General features: G+C 62.1%; 18 protein-coding genes. 4 read left to right on the top strand and 14 right to left on the bottom strand.

Features of this window, described 5'->3' with window-relative positions:
* Nucleotides 1-118: 118 nt before the first annotated feature.
* The 6 genes from EB235_RS20815 to EB235_RS20790 all read right to left on the bottom strand — a co-directional run bounded on the left by EB235_RS20815 (nt 119) and on the right by EB235_RS20790 (nt 8,169).
* Entirely contained in the window at nt 119-1,294 is a 1,176-nt protein-coding gene (locus EB235_RS20815) for a hypothetical protein (RefSeq protein WP_027029158.1), read from the bottom strand.
* A 307-nt stretch (nt 1,295-1,601) separates the two neighbouring features.
* Complete coding sequence (locus EB235_RS20810) at nt 1,602-3,407, bottom strand: ABC transporter ATP-binding protein (RefSeq protein ID WP_027029159.1); 1,806 nt, start codon at nt 3,405-3,407, stop codon at nt 1,602-1,604.
* Between the two features lie 382 nt (nt 3,408-3,789).
* Nucleotides 3,790-4,740: a hypothetical protein gene (locus tag EB235_RS20805; RefSeq protein WP_027029160.1), complete on the bottom strand. Its 951-nt coding sequence runs from the start codon at nt 4,738-4,740 to the stop codon at nt 3,790-3,792.
* Nucleotides 4,741-4,749: 9 nt separating this feature from the next.
* Nucleotides 4,750-5,634 (bottom strand): SPFH domain-containing protein, encoded by an 885-nt coding sequence (locus tag EB235_RS20800; protein ID WP_027029161.1) that lies wholly within the window; start codon nt 5,632-5,634, stop codon nt 4,750-4,752.
* Between the two features lie 35 nt (nt 5,635-5,669).
* The gene (locus EB235_RS20795; RefSeq protein ID WP_027029162.1) at nt 5,670-7,346 is read right to left on the bottom strand and encodes an NAD+ synthase; all 1,677 of its coding nucleotides are present in this window, start codon (nt 7,344-7,346) and stop codon (nt 5,670-5,672) included.
* 106 nt (nt 7,347-7,452) lie between these two features.
* Entirely contained in the window at nt 7,453-8,169 is a 717-nt protein-coding gene (locus tag EB235_RS20790; protein WP_027029163.1) for a DNA-3-methyladenine glycosylase I, read from the bottom strand.
* 89 nt (nt 8,170-8,258) lie between these two features.
* Here EB235_RS20790 and EB235_RS20785 point away from each other — a divergent pair, with 89 nt between their 5' ends.
* On the top strand, nt 8,259-8,822 hold the full coding sequence (locus tag EB235_RS20785) for a DUF1003 domain-containing protein (protein WP_027029164.1): 564 nt from the start codon (nt 8,259-8,261) through the stop codon (nt 8,820-8,822).
* Nucleotides 8,819-9,406 carry a DedA family protein gene (locus EB235_RS20780; RefSeq protein WP_027029165.1) on the top strand — a complete coding sequence of 196 codons (588 nt, stop codon included), beginning with the start codon at nt 8,819-8,821 and terminating at the stop codon, nt 9,404-9,406. The genes EB235_RS20785 and EB235_RS20780 overlap by 4 nt, the downstream gene beginning before the upstream one ends.
* Nucleotides 9,407-9,409: 3 nt before the next feature.
* Here EB235_RS20780 and EB235_RS20775 read toward each other — a convergent pair whose 3' ends face one another.
* The 3 genes from EB235_RS20775 to EB235_RS20765 all read right to left on the bottom strand — a co-directional run bounded on the left by EB235_RS20775 (nt 9,410) and on the right by EB235_RS20765 (nt 10,892).
* A complete protein-coding gene (locus EB235_RS20775; RefSeq protein ID WP_027029166.1) occupies nt 9,410-9,997 on the bottom strand; it encodes a hemerythrin domain-containing protein in 588 nt (195 codons plus the stop codon).
* Between the two features lie 40 nt (nt 9,998-10,037).
* Nucleotides 10,038-10,397, bottom strand: coding sequence for a diacylglycerol kinase (locus EB235_RS20770; RefSeq protein ID WP_027029167.1), 360 nt, complete (start codon nt 10,395-10,397; stop codon nt 10,038-10,040).
* Between the two features lie 78 nt (nt 10,398-10,475).
* Nucleotides 10,476-10,892 carry a GFA family protein gene (locus tag EB235_RS20765; RefSeq protein ID WP_027029168.1) on the bottom strand — a complete coding sequence of 139 codons (417 nt, stop codon included), beginning with the start codon at nt 10,890-10,892 and terminating at the stop codon, nt 10,476-10,478.
* Nucleotides 10,893-11,302: 410 nt separating this feature from the next.
* On the opposite strand from EB235_RS20765, the gene EB235_RS20760 reads away from it, so the two are divergent.
* Entirely contained in the window at nt 11,303-12,373 is a 1,071-nt protein-coding gene (locus EB235_RS20760; RefSeq protein ID WP_027029169.1) for a diguanylate cyclase, read from the top strand.
* 115 nt (nt 12,374-12,488) lie between these two features.
* On the opposite strand, the gene EB235_RS20755 is transcribed toward EB235_RS20760, so the two are convergent.
* The 3 genes from EB235_RS20755 to EB235_RS20745 all read right to left on the bottom strand — a co-directional run bounded on the left by EB235_RS20755 (nt 12,489) and on the right by EB235_RS20745 (nt 17,974).
* A complete protein-coding gene (locus tag EB235_RS20755; protein WP_027029170.1) occupies nt 12,489-13,862 on the bottom strand; it encodes a class II 3-deoxy-7-phosphoheptulonate synthase in 1,374 nt (457 codons plus the stop codon).
* A 303-nt stretch (nt 13,863-14,165) separates the two neighbouring features.
* On the bottom strand, nt 14,166-17,663 hold the full coding sequence (mfd, locus tag EB235_RS20750) for a transcription-repair coupling factor (RefSeq protein ID WP_027029171.1): 3,498 nt from the start codon (nt 17,661-17,663) through the stop codon (nt 14,166-14,168).
* Between the two features lie 23 nt (nt 17,664-17,686).
* Complete coding sequence (locus EB235_RS20745; protein WP_027029172.1) at nt 17,687-17,974, bottom strand: succinate dehydrogenase assembly factor 2; 288 nt, start codon at nt 17,972-17,974, stop codon at nt 17,687-17,689.
* A gap of 92 nt (nt 17,975-18,066) precedes the next feature.
* Between EB235_RS20745 and recG the strand changes: the two genes are divergently transcribed.
* The gene (gene recG, locus EB235_RS20740) at nt 18,067-20,175 is read left to right on the top strand and encodes an ATP-dependent DNA helicase RecG (RefSeq protein ID WP_027029173.1); all 2,109 of its coding nucleotides are present in this window, start codon (nt 18,067-18,069) and stop codon (nt 20,173-20,175) included.
* On the opposite strand, the gene EB235_RS20735 is transcribed toward recG, so the two are convergent.
* A complete protein-coding gene (locus EB235_RS20735) occupies nt 20,127-20,879 on the bottom strand; it encodes a DUF502 domain-containing protein (protein WP_027029174.1) in 753 nt (250 codons plus the stop codon). The genes recG and EB235_RS20735 overlap by 49 nt on opposite strands.
* A gap of 189 nt (nt 20,880-21,068) precedes the next feature.
* Nucleotides 21,069-22,892, bottom strand: a complete 1,824-nt coding sequence (glmS, locus tag EB235_RS20730; RefSeq protein WP_027029175.1) for a glutamine--fructose-6-phosphate transaminase (isomerizing) — start codon at nt 22,890-22,892, stop codon at nt 21,069-21,071.
* Between the last annotated feature and the right edge of the window lie 149 nt (nt 22,893-23,041).

Raw genomic sequence — 23,041 nt, 5'->3', positions numbered from 1 at the left:
ATTGACAAGACGCGCCCCCGCGCCGGTCGGCACACATAGAACATGAAGCGCGCAATGAAAAGACTTAGGCCATGCGAGACGCATGGCCTGTTCGATCAGTTCAGATCATTGAAGGCGATCAGCGGCCGAAATCATCGGAACTGAGGCGGGTCCAGCGGTCGCCTGTCAACCCGCCTATGAAGATATCGCCCGAACGCACCGCTTCCACAACTTCGGGGATACGCGAGCGCACCATCGTTCCACCGGCATAGCGGAAGAAGACATTCTTGTAGCTGAAGAGTTGCGGCATGAATCGGATCTGCGTCTGCCCGATGACGCCTGCGCAGCCCATAGTCCACGCGTCCGCGATCAGAGCATCAAGCGTCGCGCCCCAGTGGGATCCGGAAGCCTGGATTTGCAACAGGTTCGCGATGCCGCCGGCTTGACCGTAGAACGCGTAGCAACCGAGCATTTTACCGGCTTCATCGTAGGTCCCGCCGAAATGAAGGGGCCCGTCCGCTCGCTTCTCGGCCGCCAGCGCGAGCAGCCGTGGCAGTTCGCCTTCCTGCCAATTCGGCCGAAGCGAGTAATCCGACACGACGGTTGGCAATCGCTCCGCAAATTGCGCGGCATTCATCGGCTCGTGATGGACCCGGTGTGACGAGGAATGCTGGACGGACGGCTCGAATCTTTTTCTCGTAAAAGGGTCGAATGCCTTGGCACAAGGATCGAATACGAAACGAGACAGGCCCGGCCATTTACCGCGCACTGCGGCGGAGGCCACCGCGGCCGGGCGGAAAATGCGGGTCCATCCCAGACAATGTGCCGGCAGGAGCTGGTATTTCATCGGGCGCGCAAAGGCCAAGGATACCCGGTTGGCCGAATCCGTCAGTTGCAGATCGAATTCGCCTTGATGCACGGCGCGCAGCAATTGCGGTCCGGCCGAGCCATGATCGGTGCCGGGGTCGGCCATGAGCGGACCAATGATCGCCGCATTCAATGCCGCTCCGTTGAGCTCATAGCGGGCTTTCAGGACACCGAGGAAGCCACCCAGATCACCCTGCGGAGTGATCTGGACAAGAGCGTTGCTCGCACCGCCGGCAGGGTCAAGGTAGATCTTTCTCATGTACTCGGCCGTCTCCGCGATCGCGCGATCGAGGAGGTGGCGCCGCCGCCGGCGAAACTTCGTCAGGAAGAGTGCGGCGACGCGCTCGAGATCTTCGGCAGCAAGCGGCCGAACCGAGCCATGCTGAGAGTCCAGCACCGCCGGCGCGAACACTTTCTCCACACCGGTAACTTTGGAAACAAGTTGCATCGTGAAACCTATGGAGGTCGTCTGCCGGAGGGCGAAATCCTGCGCTGATCGATCGAATCCCGGGATTCGCATCGGTCGTCCTTGGGTTGCCTAGAATAAACGTACACCAATCAATGGTTGAAACAACATGTGTCGCTCAGTATCGTAAACGCGCGTCTCAAAATTCAAGATCTGGAAAAGAATTGGATACCGCCTGGCGTCGCGGATCTGCTCGGCGAGCAAACGCCGAGCGACTGGGATTCGGACATTTCATGCTGATAGCGCTTGATAGACATGGCCTCCAGCCGAAGCCGGAGGCCATCTCGGGTCAGATGACGAGCCCCTTGGTCAGTTCAAGCGCCTGGCGTTCGAACAGGCGGCGGTAGATACCGCCCTTCAGCCGGATCAGCTCGTCATGCGAGCCTTCCTCGACGATCTTGCCGCGGTCGAAGACCAGCAGCCGGTCGAGCGCCCGCACCGTCGACAGCCGGTGCGCGATGACCAGCGTGGTGCGGCCGACCATCAGCCGCTCCATCGCCTGCTGGATCAACACCTCCGATTCCGAATCGAGGCTCGATGTCGCCTCGTCCAGGATCAGGATGCGCGCATCGGCCAGGAAAGCGCGGGCGATCGCCACGCGCTGCCGCTCGCCGCCCGACAGTTTCACACCGCGCTCACCGACCAGCGTGCCATAGCCTTTCGGCAGGCTGGTGATGAAGTCATGCGCGCTCGCAAGCATAGCTGCATGCTCGATCTCGTCTTGCGTCGCACTCGGCCTGGCATAGGCGATGTTCTCGGCCAGTGACCGATGGAACAGGATCGGCTCCTGCTGGACGATCGCGATCTGCCCGCGCAGCGACGCTTGCGCAACCTGCGAGATGTCCTGGTCGTCGATCAGGATCTTTCCCGCATTCACGTCATAGAGCCGCTGGATGAGCTTGACGAAGGTCGTCTTGCCCGAGCCTGAGTGACCGACGAGCCCGACACGTTCACCCGGCGCGATATCAACCGAAAAGTCTCGATAGAGCGCCGTACGATGGCTGCCATAGTGGAAGGTGACATTGTCGAAACTGATCGCGCCTTGCGTGATCCGGATCGGCTTGGCGCCGGGCCGGTCCTCGATGCCGAGTGGTTCGGACTGGAAATCGACCAGTTCCTCCATGTCGTTGACCGAACGCTGCAGATTGCGGATATGCGTGCCGATATCGCGCAAATAGCCTTGCAGCACGAAGAACGAGGTGAGCACGAAGGCGACATCGCCGGCGCTCGCCTGCCCCCACGACCACAGCATCAGCGCCAGACCGATCACCGCGGCGCGCATCACCAGCAGCAGCAACCCTTGCGTGGTGCCGTTGATGGTGCCGCGAACCCAGGTGCGCCGCGTGCGCGCACGCCATTTGGCGACCACCTTGGCAAGGCGGCGCTCCTCGCGCTCCTCGGCGCCAAAGCCCTTGACCACGGCGTTGCAGCTCACCGCGTCGGCCAGCGAGCCGCCAAGGCGCGTGTCCCAGGTGTTGGCGAGCCTTGCCGCCGGTGCGACATAGCCAAGCGACAGCATCGCCGTCACCATGATGAACAGCACGGAACCTGCGGCAACGACCGCGCCCATCAATGGCCAGAACCAGCCAAGCAGCAGCGTCGAGCCGACGAGCATGACGATCGATGGCAGTAGCGCGATCAGGATGGTGTCGTTGAGCAGATCGAGCGCCCACATACCGCGCGTCACCTTGCGCACGGTCGAGCCGGCAAACGAGTTGGCGTGCCAGTCGGTGGAAAAGCGCTGGACGCGGTGGAAGGCGTCGGCGGCGATATCCGCCATCATCTTCAATGTCAGCTCGACGATGCCCATGAAGGCAAGGTTGCGCAGCACGAGGCCGCCCAACGCCAGCGCCATCAGGATGGAAAACGCTGCCATCGCGGCATTCCAGGCAATGGCGTCCGCGCCGGCGCTGCTGGCAACGGCGTCGACCAGCCGGCCGGAATAGAGCGGCGTCAAAACATCGGCCAGCGTCGACAGCAGGAAACCGGCCATGATCAGCGAAAGCCGCCAGGGCTGGCGCCGCCAATGGGTGAACGTGAAACCAAGAACGCTGCGAAAGGCGCTTGCGCGCAAATCGATCTTGAAACGAGCCATGATGTCATTCGGGCGCAAACGAGCCCGATCCCAGTAAGGTCGAAAATTGAAAAAGCCGCACAAGGACTAATGATTGCCCAGAAGCGGAGTGGCATATTTTGGCGTCACGCCCGCAATCGGGCGGCGACCGGCATCGGCATAAGCCTGTGCTCAAACCGGCTCCGGCGCGAAGGACAGACCTTCGCGGAGCGCCGGTAGAGACCTAGGCTTCGCGGCCTCGCATTACCATTTCAAATACTGCCATTCGGACCTCCCGCAAATGAATCGCGGAACGGTCTTTATAGAGACGCCCCGATGCATCGCCAAGACGGGCTCACGCCCAAAAGCCTATCTGGCCCAAGGACTGAGGTTATTTTGCAACAACGCGTTCAACAGGCCACGATTACGGAACCACGAGATAGGCCTTCTGATCGGCAATCGCGATCGTCACGTCCGTGCCTGAATTGAACTCGACGAAGTCGACCTCCATTCCGTCGCTGAAGATGACGCCGCCCTTGCTCTGCCGAGAAGAGACGACCAGCGGCCGGTCGCGGGTGATGACACCATGGACGAGCGAAACGCCCGTAATATTGCTGGGAAACGGCTCGCGCACCGAGAAGAACAGCTGCTCGCCTTCACGGTCATAGCCCTGCGGCGGCACTGTCGGCACGGATGTGTCGCCATAGGCGGCCGCCAGTCCGGCGGCGCCCGCCATGACCGAGCGCAGCCATCCGGTGGAGCCGGCGCCGGTCGAAATGATGATGCCGCTCGATGATTGGCGCTCAGTCCTGCCGCCATAGGTCAGTTCATAGCGGGCCGAGACATGCGTAGAGGCGCCGACGAACAGGTCGTTGAAGGCAATCAGCCGCCTTCCATCGTTGGAGCGCGCCTCCGCCATCACCACGGCCTGGCGCTTTGCCTTGCCGGAAAGTGTGAGTCCGAGGACAGTTTCGGTGTCGCCGGCATTCCAGGGCAGCAGCGCGCCGTCGAAAAGCGCCGGGTTCGGGTTGATGCCGATCAATGGCTGGTAAGGGAGATATTTGGCTGTGTTGGAGACCAGCCCATCCTGGCCAATCGCAATCACCACATCGGTACCGAATTCGAACTGCGGCACCAATTCCCGGTCGAGCCGCAATTGCTTGAGCCCTTGGGGAAGCGAGCCCATCACCCGGTCGAGCGCCTGGTGATAGGTATCGTGCGCCGCCTTGACCGGGTCGAAATCCATGCCGGCCTGCCTGAGATAGAAGCGCGCCTGTCCCTGCGTGTTGAAGCGCGCCGTCAACTCCTCGAGTTCGGTCTTGCGGGTGACGACGATCACCCGGTCGATCGGCCTGTCGCTCTGGTCGCCGGCCATGCTGGACTTCTAGCTTCCGGCTTTCGGCGTGGAAAGCTGGCTCAGCGCGCTGGTCAGCATGTCAGGTGTGATCGACAGATTGCCGACCGAACCACCCTTTTCCGCCCAGGCTTTGAAGGCCATCGCCGTCAGCACGTGTGCCGGCGCCGACGAATAGACGGTCAGTTCCAGCTGCTGCGCCTTGGCCTCGGCCTCGGCCAGCGTCAGCTTGTTGCGCGCCTCGGTATCGACCAGCAGCTTGTTGCGTTCGGCAAGCTCGATCTCGGTCGCCAGTTCGCTCTGCTTGATCTCGCGCTCCTTTTCGACGCCCCAGGCCCGGCGTCCATAGATCGCGGCATCGGCCTGTCGCTGCAGCGCCTCGCGATATTCCGTCTGCAATGCCTTGCGGATTTCCGGTGTCGGCTGGACCGAGGTGATGTGGACCTCCTCGATCGACAGGCCGGCCGTCGCGGCGATCGGATCGCTGCGCAGCAATTCGGCCAGATTGCCGCCGAGTTTCGTCACTTCGGCGAGCGCCTGCTCCAGCGTCATGCTCGACACCACGGCCCGCGCCCGGCTCTGGATGGCCAGCACGAGGCGCTCGGCAATCTTCTCGCGGCCGTCGCCGGCGATGTCGGAATTGCTGAGCTTGGCGCTGAAATCAAAACCTTCCGCCGCCTTCACCGGATCGACGATGCGGTAGCTGACCGACCCCTGGATCGCCAGATCCTGGAAATTGGCCGTGGTTTCGGTGAAGATGAACGGATTGTCGAGCGACGTCACCGGCACCATGGCGATGGTGGTGCCCAATGTGCCGTACCAGAAGCTGATGCCGCGCCCCTGTCCGCGTATCTTGCCGTTCCTGAAGCGAACGATGTGATACTCCGGCGTTCCCTTGAAATAGCTGATGAACATGCACGCCCCCAAGGTTTCTCAAAGCAGTCGAGTATCTAGCCGCGATCCCTGAAACGGTTGGTGATGGGATAGCGGCGGTCGCGGCCGAAATTCTTCCGGGTGATCTTCACGCCGGGCGCTGCCTGCCGGCGCTTGTATTCGGCAATGTAGAGCAGATGTTCGATGCGCGTCACCGTCGCCCGGTCATGGCCGCGCGCCACAATGTCATCGACGCCCATCTCATTCTCGACCAGGCATTCCAGGATATCGTCCAGCACCGGATAGGGTGGCAGCGAATCCTGGTCGGTCTGGTTCTCGCGCAATTCCGCCGACGGCGCCTTGTCGATGATGTTCTTCGGTATCACCTCGCCCGAGGGCCCGAGCGCGCCCGGCGGCACATGGCTGTTGCGCCAGCGAGACAGCGCGTAGACCTGCATCTTGTAGAGGTCTTTGATCGGATTGAAGCCGCCATTCATGTCGCCATAGAGCGTGGCATAGCCGACCGACATCTCGCTCTTGTTGCCTGTCGTGACCACCATCGAGCCGAACTTGTTGGAGATCGCCATCAGGATGGTGCCGCGCGCGCGGCTCTGCAGGTTTTCCTCGGTGATGCCTTCCTTGGTGCCTTCGAAAAGCTGCGTCAGCGCATGCAGAAAGCCTTCTACCGGCTCGAAGATTGGCACGATGTCATAGCGACAGCCGAGCGCACGGGCGCAGTCCTCGGCATCCTTGAGCGAATCCTTCGAGGTGTAGCGGTAGGGCATCATCACCGCGCGCAGCCGCTCTTCGCCTAGCGCATCGACGGCAAGCGCAGCGCAGATCGCCGAATCGATGCCGCCCGACAGGCCAAGCACGACATTCTTGAAGCCGTTCTTGTTGACGTAGTCTCGCAGGCCCAGCATGCAGGCGCGATAGTCTGCCTCCTCCTTGTCCGGGATTTTCGACATCGGCCCTTCCGAGCAGACCCAGCCATCATCCCCGCGTTTCCAGGTGGTGACGTCGACCGCGTCCTCGAACTGGCTCATCTGGAAAGCCAATGTCTTGTCGGCGCCGATGGCGAAGGACGCGCCGTCGAAGATCAGCTCGTCCTGGCCGCCGAGCTGGTTGGCGTAGATCAACGGCAGGCCGCATTCGATGACCTGCTTGATGACGACCTGATGGCGCACGTCGATCTTGGTGCGGTAGTAGGGCGAGCCGTTCGGCACCAGCAGGATTTCGGCGCCGCTTTCAGCCAGCGTCTCGCAGACCGCAACGTCGCCCCAGATGTCCTCGCAAATGGGAATGCCCAGCCGCACGCCGCGAAAATTGACAGGTCCCTGCAGTTCCGGACCGGCCTGGAAGACACGCTTCTCGTCGAACTCGCCATAATTCGGCAAATCGAGCTTGTAGCGCTCGGCCAGGATCTTGCCGCCGTCGGCGACAATAATCGAATTGTGCGTGCCGCTCTTGCGCTTCAGCGGCGTGCCGATGACGACGCCAGGGCCGCCATCCGCTGTATCGGCGGCAAAATCCTGTGCGGCCTTTTCGCAGGCTTTCAGGAAGGCCGGCTTCAGCACCAGATCTTCCGGCGGATAACCGGCAAGGAAAAGCTCGGTATAGAGCACGAGATCGGCGCCTTGGCGGGCGGCATCCGCCCTCGCTTCGCGGGCTTTGGCGAGATTACCTGATATGTCGCCGACAGTCGGATTGAGCTGGGCGATCGCGATGCGCAGGATGTCGAGCTTCTTGGTCATGGCTGCCGGTTTAGCGCGGCGGAATTGCCCGGGCAATGGCGATCATTTGGACCAATTCAGACCCAGACAGAATGACGAATGTCGATCGCGGCCGGGTGACCGACGATCAGTCGTCGCCCATATATTGGCGCAATGCCTCCGGCGAGCGGTTCTCGCCGATCGACATCGCCAGGATCCGCGAAATGTGCCGGCGCGACAGACTTGTATCGGCCGCCCATTGATTGATCTGCGCCTGGATCTTGTCGAGGTCCTTCTTCGATGTCGGGCTTTCGGCAATATCGAGGCCGGCATCACGAAGGGCTGCCCCGACATCAGCCGAGATGACGAAGGCATCCCAGCCGATGAAGCGCAGAAAATACTGGCCGGTATTGCCGCCGAGCCGGCTGCCGTGCTTGCCGAGATAGGCCATCAGGCCGATTTGATCATCCGCGGGCCAGTCGGCCAGGAATTTGCCGAAGCCGCCATTCTCCTTGGACACGCGCTCGACGAAAGCCGCGTTGTCGCGCACCGATTTGATCTTCTGGGGGTTGCGCACGATGCGCTTGTCCGCAGTCAGTTCGTGCCAGAAATCATCGGGCTGGAACAACAGCCGCTTCGGCTCGAAGTGGAGAAAGGCCTCTTCAAAGCCCGACCATTTCTGCTCGATGACGCGCCAGACAAAACCGGCGGCAAAAACGCGCTCCGCCATAACAGACAAAATGCGATCGTCGGTGACTGCAGCGATGGTGGCATTGTCGGGCGCTGGGCCTAAAAGCGCGGCAAGCGCCACCTCGCCGCCCTTGCGTTTTGCCGCGCGCAGGCGAATTTTCTTGAAATCGGCCATCGGTCCCTCGCTGTCGGCTTAAATGTAACACTTCCCGTGCGGGCCAGCAGCCTCTACGTCTTATGGCAAGGCAAGCCCTGGAGACGGCCATGAACAAGACAATCGACGAGCTGGCAAACCGCTGGTTCAAGCGGCGGCCGGACGGCCTGAGCGTGCTCGAAAGCCGGGTGCTGCAGTCGACCCTCGAACGCACCACGATCACTCGCGACACCAACAAGGCCGTCGCCTTTCACCAGACCTTCGGCGACCGGCTCGCGGACTCGATCGCCCGCATCGGCGGCTCATGGTCGTTCATCGTGACCTTCCTCGTCTTTCTGGTCCTGTGGACATCAGGCAATGTCTGGCTGCTGTCGCGCGATGCCTTCGATCCCTACCCGTTCATCTTCCTCAACCTTGTGTTGTCGATGGTCGCTGCTCTGCAGGCGCCAGTGATCATGATGGCGCAGAACCGCCAGACCGAGCGCGACCGCATCGATGCCGCCCACGACTATGAGGTCAATCTGAAGGCCGAGATCGAGATCATGGCGCTGCACGAAAAGCTGGATGAACTGCGCCACGGCCAGATCCTCGGCATGCGCGACGAAATCGTGCAGCTGACCGAGATGGTCAAGCGGATCGACGAAAGGCTGTCGCAACAGCAGTCCGCTTCATGACCGAAGGCATCCATCATTTCATCGAACAATATGGGCTGCTTGCCGTCTTCCTGGGTTGCATCGCCGAAGGTGAAAGCATCGCCATCCTCGGCGGCTTCTTTGCCCACCAGCATGTCTTCGTGCTGTGGCAGACCTTTGTCGCGGCTGCGCTGGGCGCTTTCCTCGGCGATACGTTCTTCTTCATCCTCGGCAGAAGTTTCGCCGACAACCGCTATGTCGTCAGGTTGCGCCGACGGCCCGGCTTCCGCCGCGCCTATCGCCTGCTCAACACCCATCCCAATATCTTCGTGCTGTCGAACCGCTACGTCTACGGCATGCGCCTGGTCGGTGGCATCGCGGCCGGCCTTTCGACCATACCGATGCCGCGCTTCATCATCCTCAACGCCATCTCATCGGTGATCTGGGCCGTGCTGTTCAGCTCAATCGGCTACGTTTTCGGGCTGGGCGCCGAGCACTTCGTCGGCCAGGCCTTGCTGCGGCACGAGCGGTTGCTGATCGGGCTTGGCATCGGCCTGACGGTGGCGATCATTGCCTGGCTCATCGCTCGCCACATCGCCAAGCGGGAGCGCGCCAAGGAGAGCTGATCGTCAGTCGATGCCGAGCGCCCGATCCCCCCGGTCGAGGATCAGCGGGATGATCAGGTCCTCCTCGTCGGCGAGATGCCGGGTCAGCATGGCGATCAGACGGCTGTTTTCGTCGGCATAGGCATCCGCCGCGAAGCGCTGTTTGTCCTCGCTCTCCTGAAGCGTCTTGATGAAGGCATTGGCCGCCTCGGCATTGCGCTCCAGTCCTTCATGGATGGTGTGGTGGTCGGCGTCGAGAATCTCGAAACCGCGCTTCAGCCGTGTCTCTGCCTTGGCGAAGACCGGAAAGTAATGATGGTCCTCGACATTGTGGTGGCCGTCGAGATTGCCGAGAAAATGGTTGAGGCGCGGGGCGAACCATTGCGCGAAGCCAGGCGCTGTCAGCCTGCCCTCGCGATAATCGCCGATGCCCGTGGTCAGCATGCCGCCGAGTTCGCGGAACATGTCGTGCCGCTGCAGCCACATATTGGCGATGCCGTGGATGTTGGCATGGCTTTGCCAGTCTTCGCGCGGGTACTTTTGCACCAGCCAGCGGAGATCATCCGGTAGACCTGGGCGTTCGAGAAGCAGAAAATTGGCGGTTTCGGACATGACAGTTTCCTTTGGTAACTGTCATGTAGGAGCAGGGATGCTAAATCGGTAGGCCCGTGATCCGCTCGATGAGCGCAATGCCCCAGACGCCGGCGACGATCACCACCGAGATCAGCACCGCGAGCGAGCCACAGTCCTTGGCCAGCTGGATGTCGACATTGAACTCGCGGCTGAAGGCATCGCAGGCCGCCTCGATGCCGGTGTTCAGCACCTCGACCATGATCAGGAGCAGGACCGCGCCGATGAGCAGGGCATAGCCACGCCACGACACCGAAACGAACCACCCGGCCGGCAAGGCCAACGCGAGCAGCATCAGTTCCTGCTGGAATGCCTTCTCGCTGGCGGCCAGCTTGCGAAACGCCCGCACAGAATTGATAAAAGCATCGATCAGCCGCTGCATGCCCAAACCCCGTTCGGAATCACCGGCACGAGATAAAGCAATGACCCGGTCAATGGAATAAGGCGGTTCGTCCAAAATTCATTCGGCGACCGGAATTGATGGCGTTGATTTCTCAAACTGCGGCAGCCCGTCATCGATCGAGTAGTAATCGCCCTTGTCGCCGACGAAGATATGACAGTCGCCCTTGAGGCCTGTGGGATTGTCGAACGATCCGGCCATGACCGAAATATAGTCCTGATCCCCTGGCTTCCAGAACAGCACCGACCCGCATGTCTTGCAAAAGCCGCGCCTGGCGAAGGCGGACGCTTCATACCAGGTGATGCTTTGCGCGCCTTCGATCACGATGTCGGCGTCAGCAACATTGGTCGCGGCATAGAAATGTCCGCTCTGCTTGCGGCATTGCGAGCAATGACAGTAGACGACGCCGCGCAGCGCACCACTCGTTCGGAAGCGCACCGCTCCGCACAGACATGATCCCTGGTGACTGTCGCTCATTCCGGCTCTCCCTGGGCAATCCTGTCTAGCATCGTCGTCAGGATTCCAGCTTTGCGGTGGTTACGCGCAAGCAAATGCGACATCGACTGGCGTGACAAATTCGAAATTCAGTTTCATTTCCAGCAGCACGATGCATGCAATTCGGATTCAAGGGCACCAAACTGGATGTTGTCCCGCGGCGATGGTGCAGAAGTTTACGCTTCTACAGCCACAAGTAGAGAAAAACCTGTGGATGTCGTGCGAATTAAGGAAACTTTAGCGCTGCCGCAATTATGGTCTTTCAAGCGAAGGTCGTGGGTGGGGACGCGTCTCTTCGCAAATTGGTCTGGGATGTCGGTAGCCTTCCCCATGTCGGCGACAAGTGGAACCCGCAAACTCTGTCGGGATCCCAGGGGAAGAGTGAATCTGACATGCAGCCGGCAGCCGTCCCAACCGAAAAAAACACCGATATTGCATCCGCTGTTGTCGCCACCATGCGCCAGCTGGGGGTACTCGGCCTGCCGCGCAACTACGAAATCTTCTACGAGGCCCTGAGCGGCACCAATCGCGAGCTCAGCCTCGCTGTCCTTGCGCTGAGCAGCCGGCCGACACAGGACGAGCTGGACAAGATCGGGCGCGCTTTCTTCGCCCAGAACCATGGTCCCAGCATCGTCGAGCATGCCCGAGACGTCATCGCCAGGGAGCTAGAGGACGTCGCTTCGTTGTTGAGAAGCGAGCGCAGCCACATCGAGAAATACGGCAGGATCCTCGACGAGACATCGAGCGGCCTGAGCAATCGCAGTCTGCTCTCCCAAGATCTTCTGCAGAAGATCGCCAACGCCATGGCGGTCGCCACCAATTCGACCATCGATCACGGCCGGCAGGTCGCCTCGACGCTCAGCGACAAGACGGCCGAGCTTGAGAGCGTCAAGTCGAAGCTCGAGGAATACAAGCGGCTGGCCGACACCGACCCCTTGACCCACATCTGGAACCGTCGCGCCTTCGACAAGGAAATCACCAGGATCTACACCAGCAACAAGGGTATCCTGTTCAACGCCCTGATCCTTGCCGACATCGATCGCTTCAAGGACATCAACGATCGCTACGGCCATCCTGTCGGCGACAAGATCATCCAGATCATCGCCGAGATTTTCCAGACCAGCATCCGCGGCGACATGTTCGTGGCCCGCACCGGCGGCGAGGAGTTCGCGCTGATCATCGAGGGCGCCAGCGAAGACGCCACCTACGAGATCGCGGAGCGGATTCGCGCCCTGATCGAGCAAACGCCGTTCACCAGCAGCCAGACCGGCATGAATTACGGCACCGTGACGGTATCGATGGGTGTCTGCATGGCGTCGGAGGCCGAGGGGCCTGAAGACCTCTACACCAAGGCCGACCGGGCGCTCTACCGCTCGAAGGTGAGCGGACGCAACCGCGTCACCAAGCATTCGACAATGGCCGGCCGCGCCGGCAAGAGCTGGCTGCTCTACAAGAAAGACTGACACCTTCCGTCTTGCCGGTCCCCGTGTCGCCGGCGCCTCAGCTAATCTGGCGCTGACCAGCCACTAAAAAGCGCCGGATTTCTCCAGCGCTTTTCAATTCCAATAGAAGCTGAAATCAGCCGTTCACAGCCTGCTTGTGCTGCACCGGATGGCTCTTCTTCAAGAGATCCGACACCAGGAAGGCCAGTTCGATCGCCTGATCGGCGTTGAGACGCGGGTCGCAATGCGTGTGGTAGCGGTCCTGCAATTCCTCGGCCGTGATGGCGCGCGCGCCGCCTGTGCATTCGGTGACATTCTTGCCGGTCATCTCGACATGGATGCCGCCGGGATGCGTGCCTTCGGCGCGATGCACTTCGAAGAAGGTCTGTACCTCCTTCAGGATACGGTCGAACGGCCGCGTCTTGTAACCGGCGGCCTCGATGGTGTTGCCATGCATCGGGTCGGACGACCATACGACACTGCGGCCTTCCTTATGCACCGCACGCACCAGCTTCGGCAAATGGTCGGCGACCTTGTCCGAACCAAAGCGGGCGATCAGCGTCAGCCGGCCGGGCTCGTTCTCGGGGTTGAGCAGGTCGATCAGCTCCAGCAAGCCGTCAGCGGTCAACGACGGGCCGCATTTCAGGCCGAGCGGGTTCTTGATGCCGCGGCAATATTCGACATGGGCATGGTCGGGCTGGCGGGTGCGGTCGCCGATCCAGATCATGTGGCCCGACGTGGCGTACCAGTCGCCAGAGGTCGAATCGACGCGGGTCAACGCTTCCTCATAGCCCAGCAGCAGCGCCTCGTGGCTGGTGTAGAAATCGGTCTCGCGCAGCGCATAGTTGGTTTCCGAGGTGATGCCGACGGCCTTCATGAAGTCCATCGTCTCGGTGATGCGGTTGGCGAGCGCGCCGTATTTCTCGCCTTGCGGGCTGTCGGCGACGAAGCCGAGCATCCAGCGGTGCACATTCTCCAGGCTGGCATAGCCGCCCTGCGCGAACGCGCGCAGAAGGTTGAGCGTCGCCGCCGACTGGCGGTAAGCCATCTCCTGGCGTGCGGGATCGGGAATGCGCGATTTGGCGTCGAACTCGATGCCGTTGATGATGTCGCCGCGATAGCTCGGCAGCGTCACATCGCCCTTGGTCTCGTTGTCGGACGAGCGCGGCTTGGCGAACTGGCCGGCGACGCGGCCGACCTTCACCACCGGCTGTGCGCCGGCGAAGGTCAATACGACCGACATCTGCAGGAAGACGCGGAAGAAGTCGCGGATGTTGTCGGCCCCGTGCTCGGCAAAGCTTTCGGCGCAGTCGCCGCCCTGGAGCAGGAAGGCGTCACCGTTTGCGACAGCCGCCAGCTGTTTCTTTAGCTTGCGCGCCTCGCCGGCAAAAACCAGCGGTGGAAATGTGGCGAGCTGGGCTTCCGTGCTCTTCAGCGCGGCAAGGTCCGGATAGGCAGGAACCTGCTTGATCGGCTTTGCTCTCCACGAATTCGGCGACCATTTCGTCATCGCTGCACCCAAAACTCTTTCCGGCGAGCACCCTCGCCCGCCATTCCACCCCTATATGGGTTGGCGGCTCCATACACGAAGCCGATTTCCTATTCTAGACCGGAATTTCAGCACTGGCGAATGCACAAGCCGTGCTGAGTGCGTTGAGATTCAGGTCAGGCCGAGCCGAAAATGGTTGATACCGAGAACCGGAGCGGAGCGGACATTTGGGTCCGTGAGCACAGTTCTACTGCGACGCAGTAGAACGGGGAAGCGCAGGAAACCGGCATTTGCGGGCCGGCATCACTTGAATATCGATGCACCTCAGGCCGCCTTCTCCACCAGCCGCGCCAGTTGCGTCATGACCACCGCCGAGCCTGCGAGCCGCTTCTCGGCTGTTGGCCAGTCGCGGGTAAAGACGACGCTGTGGTCCGGCCGGATCTTGGCCAGCGAGCCCTGCTCGCCGATGAACTTGACCAGGCCGACCGGATTGGAGAACTCGCGCTTGCGGAAATGGATGACGACGCCCTTCGGCCCGGCGTCAAGTTTTTCGACATTGGCCTTGCGGCACAGCGCCTTGATGAAGACGATCTTCAGGAGATGCTTGACCTCGTCCGGCAGCGGGCCGAACCGGTCGATCAGTTCGGCGCCGAACGCGTCGATCTCCTCGGTGTTTTCGAGATCGCCAAGGCGGCGGTAGAGCGCCAGCCTGAGCTGCAGGTCCGGAACATAGCTTTCCGGGATCATGACCGCGGTGCCGACGGCGATCTGCGGCGACCAGCCGCCATCCTGGACCTCGCCGGAATCCTTCACCTCGGCCACCGCCTCCTCCAGCATTTGCTGGTAGAGTTCGAAGCCGACCTCCTTGATATGACCGGATTGTTCTTCGCCCAAAAGATTGCCGGCACCCCTGATGTCGAGATCGTGGCTGGCGAGCTGGAAGCCGGCGCCCAGCGTATCGAGCGATTGCAGCACCTTCAGACGGCGCTCGGCGGTGTCGGTCAGCTTGCGGTGTGCCGGCAGCGTGAACAGCGCATAGGCGCGCACCTTCGAACGCCCGACGCGGCCGCGCAGCTGGTAGAGCTGCGACAGGCCAAACATGTCGGCGCGGTGGATGATCAGCGTGTTGGCGGTCGGAATGTCGAGGCCGGATTCGACGATGGTCGTCGACAGCAGCACATCGTACTGGCCGTCATAGAAGGCATTCATGATGTCGTCGAGTTCGCCCGGCGGCATCTGGCCGTGGGCCACCGCCACTTTCAGCTCGGGGACGGATTCCTTCAGGAAATCATGGATTTCCGCGAGATCACTGATGCGCGGAACGACATAAAAGGAATGCCCGCCGCGGTAGCGCTCGCGCAGCAGCGTCTCGCGAATGACCAGCGGATCGAAGGGCGAGATGAAGGTCCGCACCGCCATGCGGTCGACCGGCGGTGTGGCGATCAGCGACAGCTCGCGCACGCCGGTCAGCGCCAGTTGCAGTGTGCGCGGGATCGGCGTCGCCGACAGTGTCAGCACATGCACATCGGTCTTCAGGTCCTTCAGCCGCTCCTTGTGCTTGACGCCAAAGTGCTGCTCCTCGTCGATGATCAGCAGGCCGAGATTCTTGAACGAGATCGCGGAACCGAGCAGCGCATGGGTGCCGATGACGATGTCGATCTGGCCCTCGGCAATGCCTTTCTTGGTTTCGGCGAGTTCCTTGGCGCCGACCAGCCGCGAGGCTTGGGCGACGCGGATCGGCAGGCCGGAGAAGCGCTGCGAAAACGTCTTGAAATGCTGGCGCGACAACAGCGTCGTCGGTACCACCACGGCGACCTGGAACCCTTCCATGGCCGCGATGAAGGCGGCGCGCAGCGCCACTTCGGTCTTGCCGAAGCCGACGTCGCCGCAGATCAGGCGGTCCATTGGCTTGCCGGCGCCAAGATCGTCCCGCACCGAGTCGATCGCGCTCTGCTGATCGTCGGTCTCCTCATAGGGGAAACGGGCTGAGAACTCGTCATAGAGGCCTTCGGCCGGCACCAGTGCCGGAGCTGCGCGCATCTGCCGCTCGGCGGCGATGCGGATCAGCTGCCCGGCCATGTCGAGCAGGCGCTTCTTCAGTTTTGCCTTGCGTGACTGCCAGGCGCCGCCACCGAGCTTATCCAGCGTCGCCTCGGCTGTGTCAGAGCCGTAGCGCGACAGGAGTTCGATATTTTCGACCGGCAGGAACAGCCGATCGTCGCCGGCATAATGGATTTCCAGGCAATCATGCGGCGCGCCGACCGCCTCGATGGTGCGCAGGCCGATGAAGCGGCCGATGCCGTGGTCGGCATGGACGACGATATCGCCAGCCGACAAGGCCGAGGCTTCGGCAATGAAGTCGGACGCCCGCTTCTTGCGCTTCGAGCGCCGGATCAGCCGGTCGCCCAGAATATCCTGTTCGGCGACAACGACCAGCTTTTCCGTTTCGAAGCCGGATTCGAGCGGCAGCACGGCCAATGCCGCCTGCCCCGGCTCGAGCTGTTCGGCTTCGGCAAGGGTTTCGACTTGCTTGAGATTGCCAAGATGGTGCTCGGCGAGAATCTGGCCTAGCCGGTCGAGCGAACCTTCGGTCCAGCCGGCGATGACGACGCGGCGGCGCGCGGCGCGCTCGTCGGCGATGTGCCTGACGACGACATCGAAGACATTGATGTTGGGATCGGCGCGCTCCTCGACGAAGCTGCGGCCATGGCGCGAGCCGGCGTGGTAGACTTTCTTCGCGCCGGCATCGGGCGCGTCGAAGGGCGTGAAGTCGATCGCTTCGCGCGGCCCGAGCGAGGCGATCAGGTTTTCCGGCGAGAGATAAAGCAGGTCCGGTGGCACCGGCTTGTAGGGCACGGCATCCTTCAATGAGGCGTCGGCCTGCTTTTTGCGCGCCTCATAGTGGTCGAGGATCAGCGTGTGGCGCTCGGCAAGCGCCTCATGCGCCAGATGGTCGAAAATGACAGGCGTGTCGGGCAGATAATCGAACACGGTTTCCAGCCGCTCGTAGAAGAACGGCAGCCAGTGCTCCATGCCGGCAAAGCGCCTGCCCTCGCTGACCGCCGCGTAAAATCCGTCATCGCGCTGGGGAGCGCCGAAGGCTTCGATATAGGAGCGGCGGAAGCGGCTGATGGTTTCCGGCGTCAGCGCCACCTCGCTCATCGCCTGCAGCGCCATCGACTTGCGCTGGCCGATCGTGCGCTGGGTGGCGGCATCGAAGACGCGGATCGATTCCAGCGTATCGCCGAAGAAGTCGAGCCGAAGCGCCTCGGTCCAGCCCGGCGCAAAGAGGTCGAGAATGCCGCCGCGCACCGCGAATTCGCCGATACCGCGCACTGTCGGCACCCGTTCGAAGCCGGATGTTTCCAGCCGCGACACCAGCGCATTCATGTCGATCTGGTTGCCGGGCCTGGCATGAAATGTCTGAGATTCGACAAGGTCGGCAGGCGGAATGCGCTGCAGCAACGCATTAGCTGTGGTGAGGATGACGGCACGGTGCGGCTTCTTGGCCAGCGCGATCATGGCGGTCAGCGCATCGAGGCGCTTGGCGGCGGCATCCGAGCCGGGCGAGACGCGATCGTAGGGCAGACAATCCCAGGCCGGCAGCTCCAGCACCGGCAGGCCGGGTGCGGCGAAGGACAGCGCCTCGATGATAACAGGCAATCGTTGGCCATCACGCGCCACGAAAAGCACCGGCTTGTCGGGAGCGATCTCGAGTGCCGCCTGCACCAGCGCGAAGGCTTCGTAGCCATCGGCGACCCCGTCGACGATAAACTGGCCGGCACGGCCTTTCGGCAGGCCAATGATGGGAATGAGGCTCATAAAATCACGGTGTTGGTTATCGTTCAGAAAGTCATGGTCCGGCGGGACGCCAGGATCTTTTGCAGGACAGCACAATCGAGATCGGCCGGCACCGGGCTTTCGCCCGTGACCAGCGGCAGGAATTCGGTGTCGGTGATGTCGAGGAGCCTCTCATATTGGTCGATTTCCGCGTCGGTCAAGGCAGCAATCTCCGCGTCGGCGAAGCTGCCGAGGATAAGGTCCATCTCGCGCATGCCGCGATGCCAGGAGCGAAACAAGAGCTTGCGGCGCCTGATATCCAGCCCCTCGCTTGATCGTTTTGTTCCGGTCATTGTGCCGCATCCTCACTTGCTGCGGCGCATATAGCGTGGATAGAGGGTGCTGTCAGCCTTGCGCTGAGGCCGTCGCGACATAAGCTGACATCATGCGTCCTTCCATCCTCGATCCCCTGTTTGTCCCGATCACTTCGCTTGCCGGCGTCGGGCCGAAGGTCGGCGCACTGATCGAGAAGGTGGTCCCCGCCGATCTCGGTGATCGCACCGCGCGCGCCGGCGACCTTCTGTTCGTACTGCCGCACACCGTCATCGACCGCCGCAGTCGGCCAGGCATTGCAGGTTCCGCGGAAGGCCAGATCGTCACGCTCGATGTGCGCATCGATCGCCACCAGCCGCCGCCGCGCGGCAACAAATCGGTGCCCTACCGGGTCTACGCCCATGACGATACCGGCGAAATCGGCCTGACCTTCTTCCATGCGCACGCCGCCTATCTCGAAAAAGCGATGCCCATCGGCGAGCATGTCGTGGTCTCGGGCCGCATGGAATGGTTCAACGGCCGCCCGACCATGGTCCACCCCGACCATATCGCGCTGGCCAGCGAGGCCGAAAACCTGCCGCTGGTCGAACCAGTCTATCCGCTCACAGCCGGTCTCTCGGGCAAAGTGTTGCGCCGGGCGATCGGCCAGGCGCTCGCCCGCGTGCCCGAATTCCCCGAATGGCAGGACGGCGCCTTTATGCGCCGGCACACGTTTCCGACCTTTGGCGACGCGCTGACCCGCATCCACAATCCGGCGGATCCGATCGATGTCTCCATTGATGGTGCGGCTTGGCGGCGCCTCGCCTATGACGAGTTGCTGGCGGGCCAGGTCTCGCTGGCGCTGGTGCGGGCAAAAGTCCGCCGCCTGTCGGGCCGTCCCCTGGTCGGCGACGGCCGCATCGTCGAGAAACTGCGCGCCGCCCTGCCCTATTCGCTGACATCGAGCCAGGAGTTCGCGCTGGCCGAAATCAATGCCGACCTCGCCGATCCCGAACGCATGCTGCGGCTTTTGCAAGGCGACGTCGGCTCCGGCAAGACGGTGGTCGCGCTGCTGGCCATGGCACGCGCCGTCGAGGCCGGCGGCCAGGCAGCACTGATGGCACCGACCGAAATCCTGGCGCGCCAGCATCTGGCGACGATCACGCCGCTTGCCGCCAAGGTCGGGCTGCGCATCGCCATCCTGACCGGCCGCGAAAAAGGCCGCGAACGCACCGACACGCTGGCCGGTCTGGCGAGCGGCGAGATCGACATCGTCATCGGCACCCACGCGCTGTTTCAGGAAACGGTGACCTTTCACGACCTCGTCTTCGCCGTCATCGACGAGCAGCACCGCTTCGGTGTCCACCAAAGGCTGGCCATCACCGCCAAGGGCGACGCGCCCGACATGCTGGTGATGACGGCGACCCCCATCCCGCGCACGCTGGTGCTGACCGCCTTTGGTGACATGGATGTGTCGAAACTGACGGAGAAGCCGGCCGGCCGCCAGCCGATCCGCACTGTCACCCTGCCGCTGGAACGGCTCGACGAGCTGGTCGTCCGTATGGAGGACGCCGTCGCCGGCGGCCAGAAGGTTTACTGGATCTGCCCTTTGGTGGAAGAATCCGAAGAGATCAAGCTGATGTCGGCCGAGGATCGCTTTGCTTCGCTGAAGCCGCTGTTTGGCGACCGCATCGGCCTCGTTCACGGCCGCATGAAGGGTGCCGAGAAGGACGAGGCGATGCGCGCTTTCAAAGAGGGCGAGACCCGCATCCTGATCGCCACCACGGTCATCGAGGTCGGCGTCGACGTGCCGGACGCTACCGTCATGGTCATCGAGCATGCCGAGCGCTTTGGACTTGCGCAACTGCACCAGCTGCGCGGCCGGGTCGGACGCGGCAACAAACCTTCATCCTGTGTGCTGCTCTACAAGGATCCGCTCGGCGAGACGGCAAAACGCCGGCTTTCTGTCATGCGCGAAACCGAGGACGGTTTTTTGATTGCCGAGGAAGACCTCAAACTGCGCGGCGAAGGCGAGCTTTTGGGCACTCGCCAGTCCGGCACGCCGGGTTTCCAGGTGGCCCGCATCGAGGCGCATGCCGATCTGCTGGAAGCGGCCCGCGATGACGCCAGGCTGATCCTGTCACGCGATCCGGAGCTGCAGTCGGATCGGGGTGAAGCGCTGCGCCTGCTGCTCTATTTGTTCGGCCGCGACGAGGCCGTACGGCTTTTGCGCGCCGGATGAGGCCCTAGCGGCGGATTGGCGACCGTTCCATTGATCGGCTCGCCATTCAACGTCACCATCTTGCTTTTCACCTCGGGCGCCACCAGCCCGGCCGACACGATCAGCTTGGCGCCCTCCTCGATCGTCATGTCGAGCAGCACAATGTCGGATCTCAGCACATACATCAGGAAGCCGGTGGTCGGGTTTGGCGTGCAAGGCATGAACACGGCGATCAGCGGATCGCCTTCCTGGTCGAGTTTCTGGTTGATTTCGGTTTCCTTCTCGCTGGCGACGAACACCAGCGACCACACCCCCTTGCGCGGATACTCAACCAGCCCGACCTGGCGGAACATGTCACCCTTGTTCGACAGCACGGTCTCGAAAATCTGTTTCAGCGAGCCATAGATACCGCGCACCAGCGGCATGCGGCCAAGCAGCCTGTCGCCGAAACCGACAATGGCGCGGCCGACGATGTTAGCGGTGAGAAAACCGATCAGCGTGATCAGGATCAGCGCGACAATCAGCCCGAACCCCGGAACCGGAAACGGCAAATAGGTGTCGGGGCTGTAACGTGCTGGAATGTATGGCTTTACCCAGGAATCGACCCAGCCGATGAACGACCAGGCGATATAGGCGGTGATCGCCAGCGGCGCGCAGACGATGAAGCCTGTGAGGAAATAGTTCCTCAGCCGGGTCATGCCGGAGGTCTTGGGGGCATCGGACATGGTTCACCGGGGGCGCGGGTTGCAGCGCAACATTAGTGAACTGGAAGGGGCTTTGAAACTGCGAAGTTTTTAAAGGATCGATTATGCGGCCATCACCGGCGCGGTCATGCGAGCGGAACGGCCCACCGGATCGGACCAGGGCGAGCGGCCACCTGACCGATCCGTTCAGGGCGTATCGGCGATCGTCCCCTATTCCACCGTCACCGACTTTGCCAGATTGCGCGGCTGGTCGACGTCGGTGCCCATGAACACAGCGGCGAAATAGGCCAGCATCTGGATCGGCAGCGCATAGATGATCGGCGAGATGATTTCCGGCACATCCGGGAGGATGATCGTCTCCATCGTTTTCACGCTCACCTGCGCCGCGCCTTTGCTGTCGGTGATCAGGATGATCTTGCCGCCGCGAGCCGCCACTTCCTGCATGTTCGACACGGTTTTCTCGAAGATGCGGTCATGCGGCGCAATGACGATGACCGGCATGTTCTCGTCGATCAGAGCGATCGGCCCGTGCTTCAGCTCGCCCGCCGCATAGCCTTCGGCGTGGATATAGGAGATTTCCTTGAGTTTTAGCGCGCCTTCCATGGCCAGCGGGAAATTGGTGTCGCGACCGAGATAGAGCACGTCCTTGTAGCGCGAGAGTTCGCGCGCGATCCGCTCGATCTGCTCTTCTAGCTTGAGCACCTGGTTGGCATAGCGCGGCGCTTCCGAAAGCGCGCGCACCAGGGTTTTCTCCTGCTCTTTCGAGATCGTGCCGCGCGCCACGCCGGCGCGCACGGCGAGAGACGCCAACACCGAGAGTTGGCAGGTAAAGGCCTTGGTCGAGGCGACGCCGATCTCCGGGCCGGCAAGTGTCGGCAGCACCACATCGGATTCGCGCGCCATGGTCGATTCGCGCACATTGACGATGGCGCCGATCTTCATGCCGGCCTTGCGGCAGTAACGCAGCGAGGCCAGCGTGTCGGCGGTCTCGCCCGATTGCGAGATGAAGAACGCGGCATCATTCGCCGACAGCGGCATCTCGCGGTAGCGGAATTCCGAGGCGACATCGATATCGACCGGCAGCCGCGCATAGCGCTCGAACCAGTATTTGCCGATCAGGCCGGCGAGATAGGCGGTGCCGCAAGCCGAGATCGCCAGCCGGCCGATCTTGGCGAAGTCGAATGGCAGGTCGAGCGGCTTCGAGACACCCGAAACAAAATCCACATAGTGCGCCAGCGTGTGCGAGATCACCTCCGGCTGTTCATGGATTTCCTTTTCCATGAAATGGCGGCGGTTCCCCTTGTCGACCATGAAACTGGTCGACAGCGACTGCTGGCGCTTGCGCTCGACCTTTTTGCCGTCGATGTCGAAGATGGCGACGCCGCCCCGGCGCACCACCGCCCAGTCGCCATCTTCGAGATAGGTGATCGAATTGGTGAACGGGGCAAGCGCAATGGCGTCGGAGCCCAAAAACATCTCGCCGTCGCCATGGCCGACCGCCAGAGGGGGGCCGTTGCGGGCGCCGACGATCAGGTCCTCGTCTCCCTTGAACATGATGGCCAGCGCAAAGGCGCCTTCCAGCCGCTTCAGCGCCTGGTGCGCGGCCTCGACCGGCTTCAGCCCCTTGGCCAGTTCGCGCGCCACCAGGTGCGCCACGACCTCGGTGTCGGTCTGCGACGAGAAAGAGTAGCCGTCACGGATCAGCTCATCGCGCAATTCGGCGAAATTCTCGATGATGCCGTTGTGGACGATGGCGACGCCGTTGGAAAAATGCGGGTGTGCATTGGTCTCGTTCGGAACGCCATGCGTCGCCCAGCGGGTGTGGCCGATGCCGATCGTGCCGTCGAGCGGCTCGTCCTTGAGGCGGCGTTCGAGGTTGACCAGCTTGCCTTCGGCGCGGCGGCGGCCAAGTTCGCCATGCTCGATGGTTGCGACGCCGGCCGAGTCATAGCCGCGATATTCCAATCGCTTCAGCGCGTCGACGATGAGCGGTGCGACTTGCGAATTGCCGACGATTCCAACGATCCCGCACATGCAGACAGTCCCCGATTCCCCAGGCAAAACCAGCGCTTATTTAGGGATCGCCGGTCCGCCGCGAAAGTCACATTGCATTTCGCCCGCTGTAACGGACGCTTCTCAACGCATGCACCATGCCAGACCGCTCTTGCAATCCAGTTACTGCA

It is taken from the genome of Mesorhizobium loti R88b (genome assembly GCF_013170845.1).
Taxonomy (GTDB): domain Bacteria; phylum Pseudomonadota; class Alphaproteobacteria; order Rhizobiales; family Rhizobiaceae; genus Mesorhizobium; species Mesorhizobium loti_B.
This window is presented reverse-complemented; position numbering and strand designations above follow the sequence as displayed.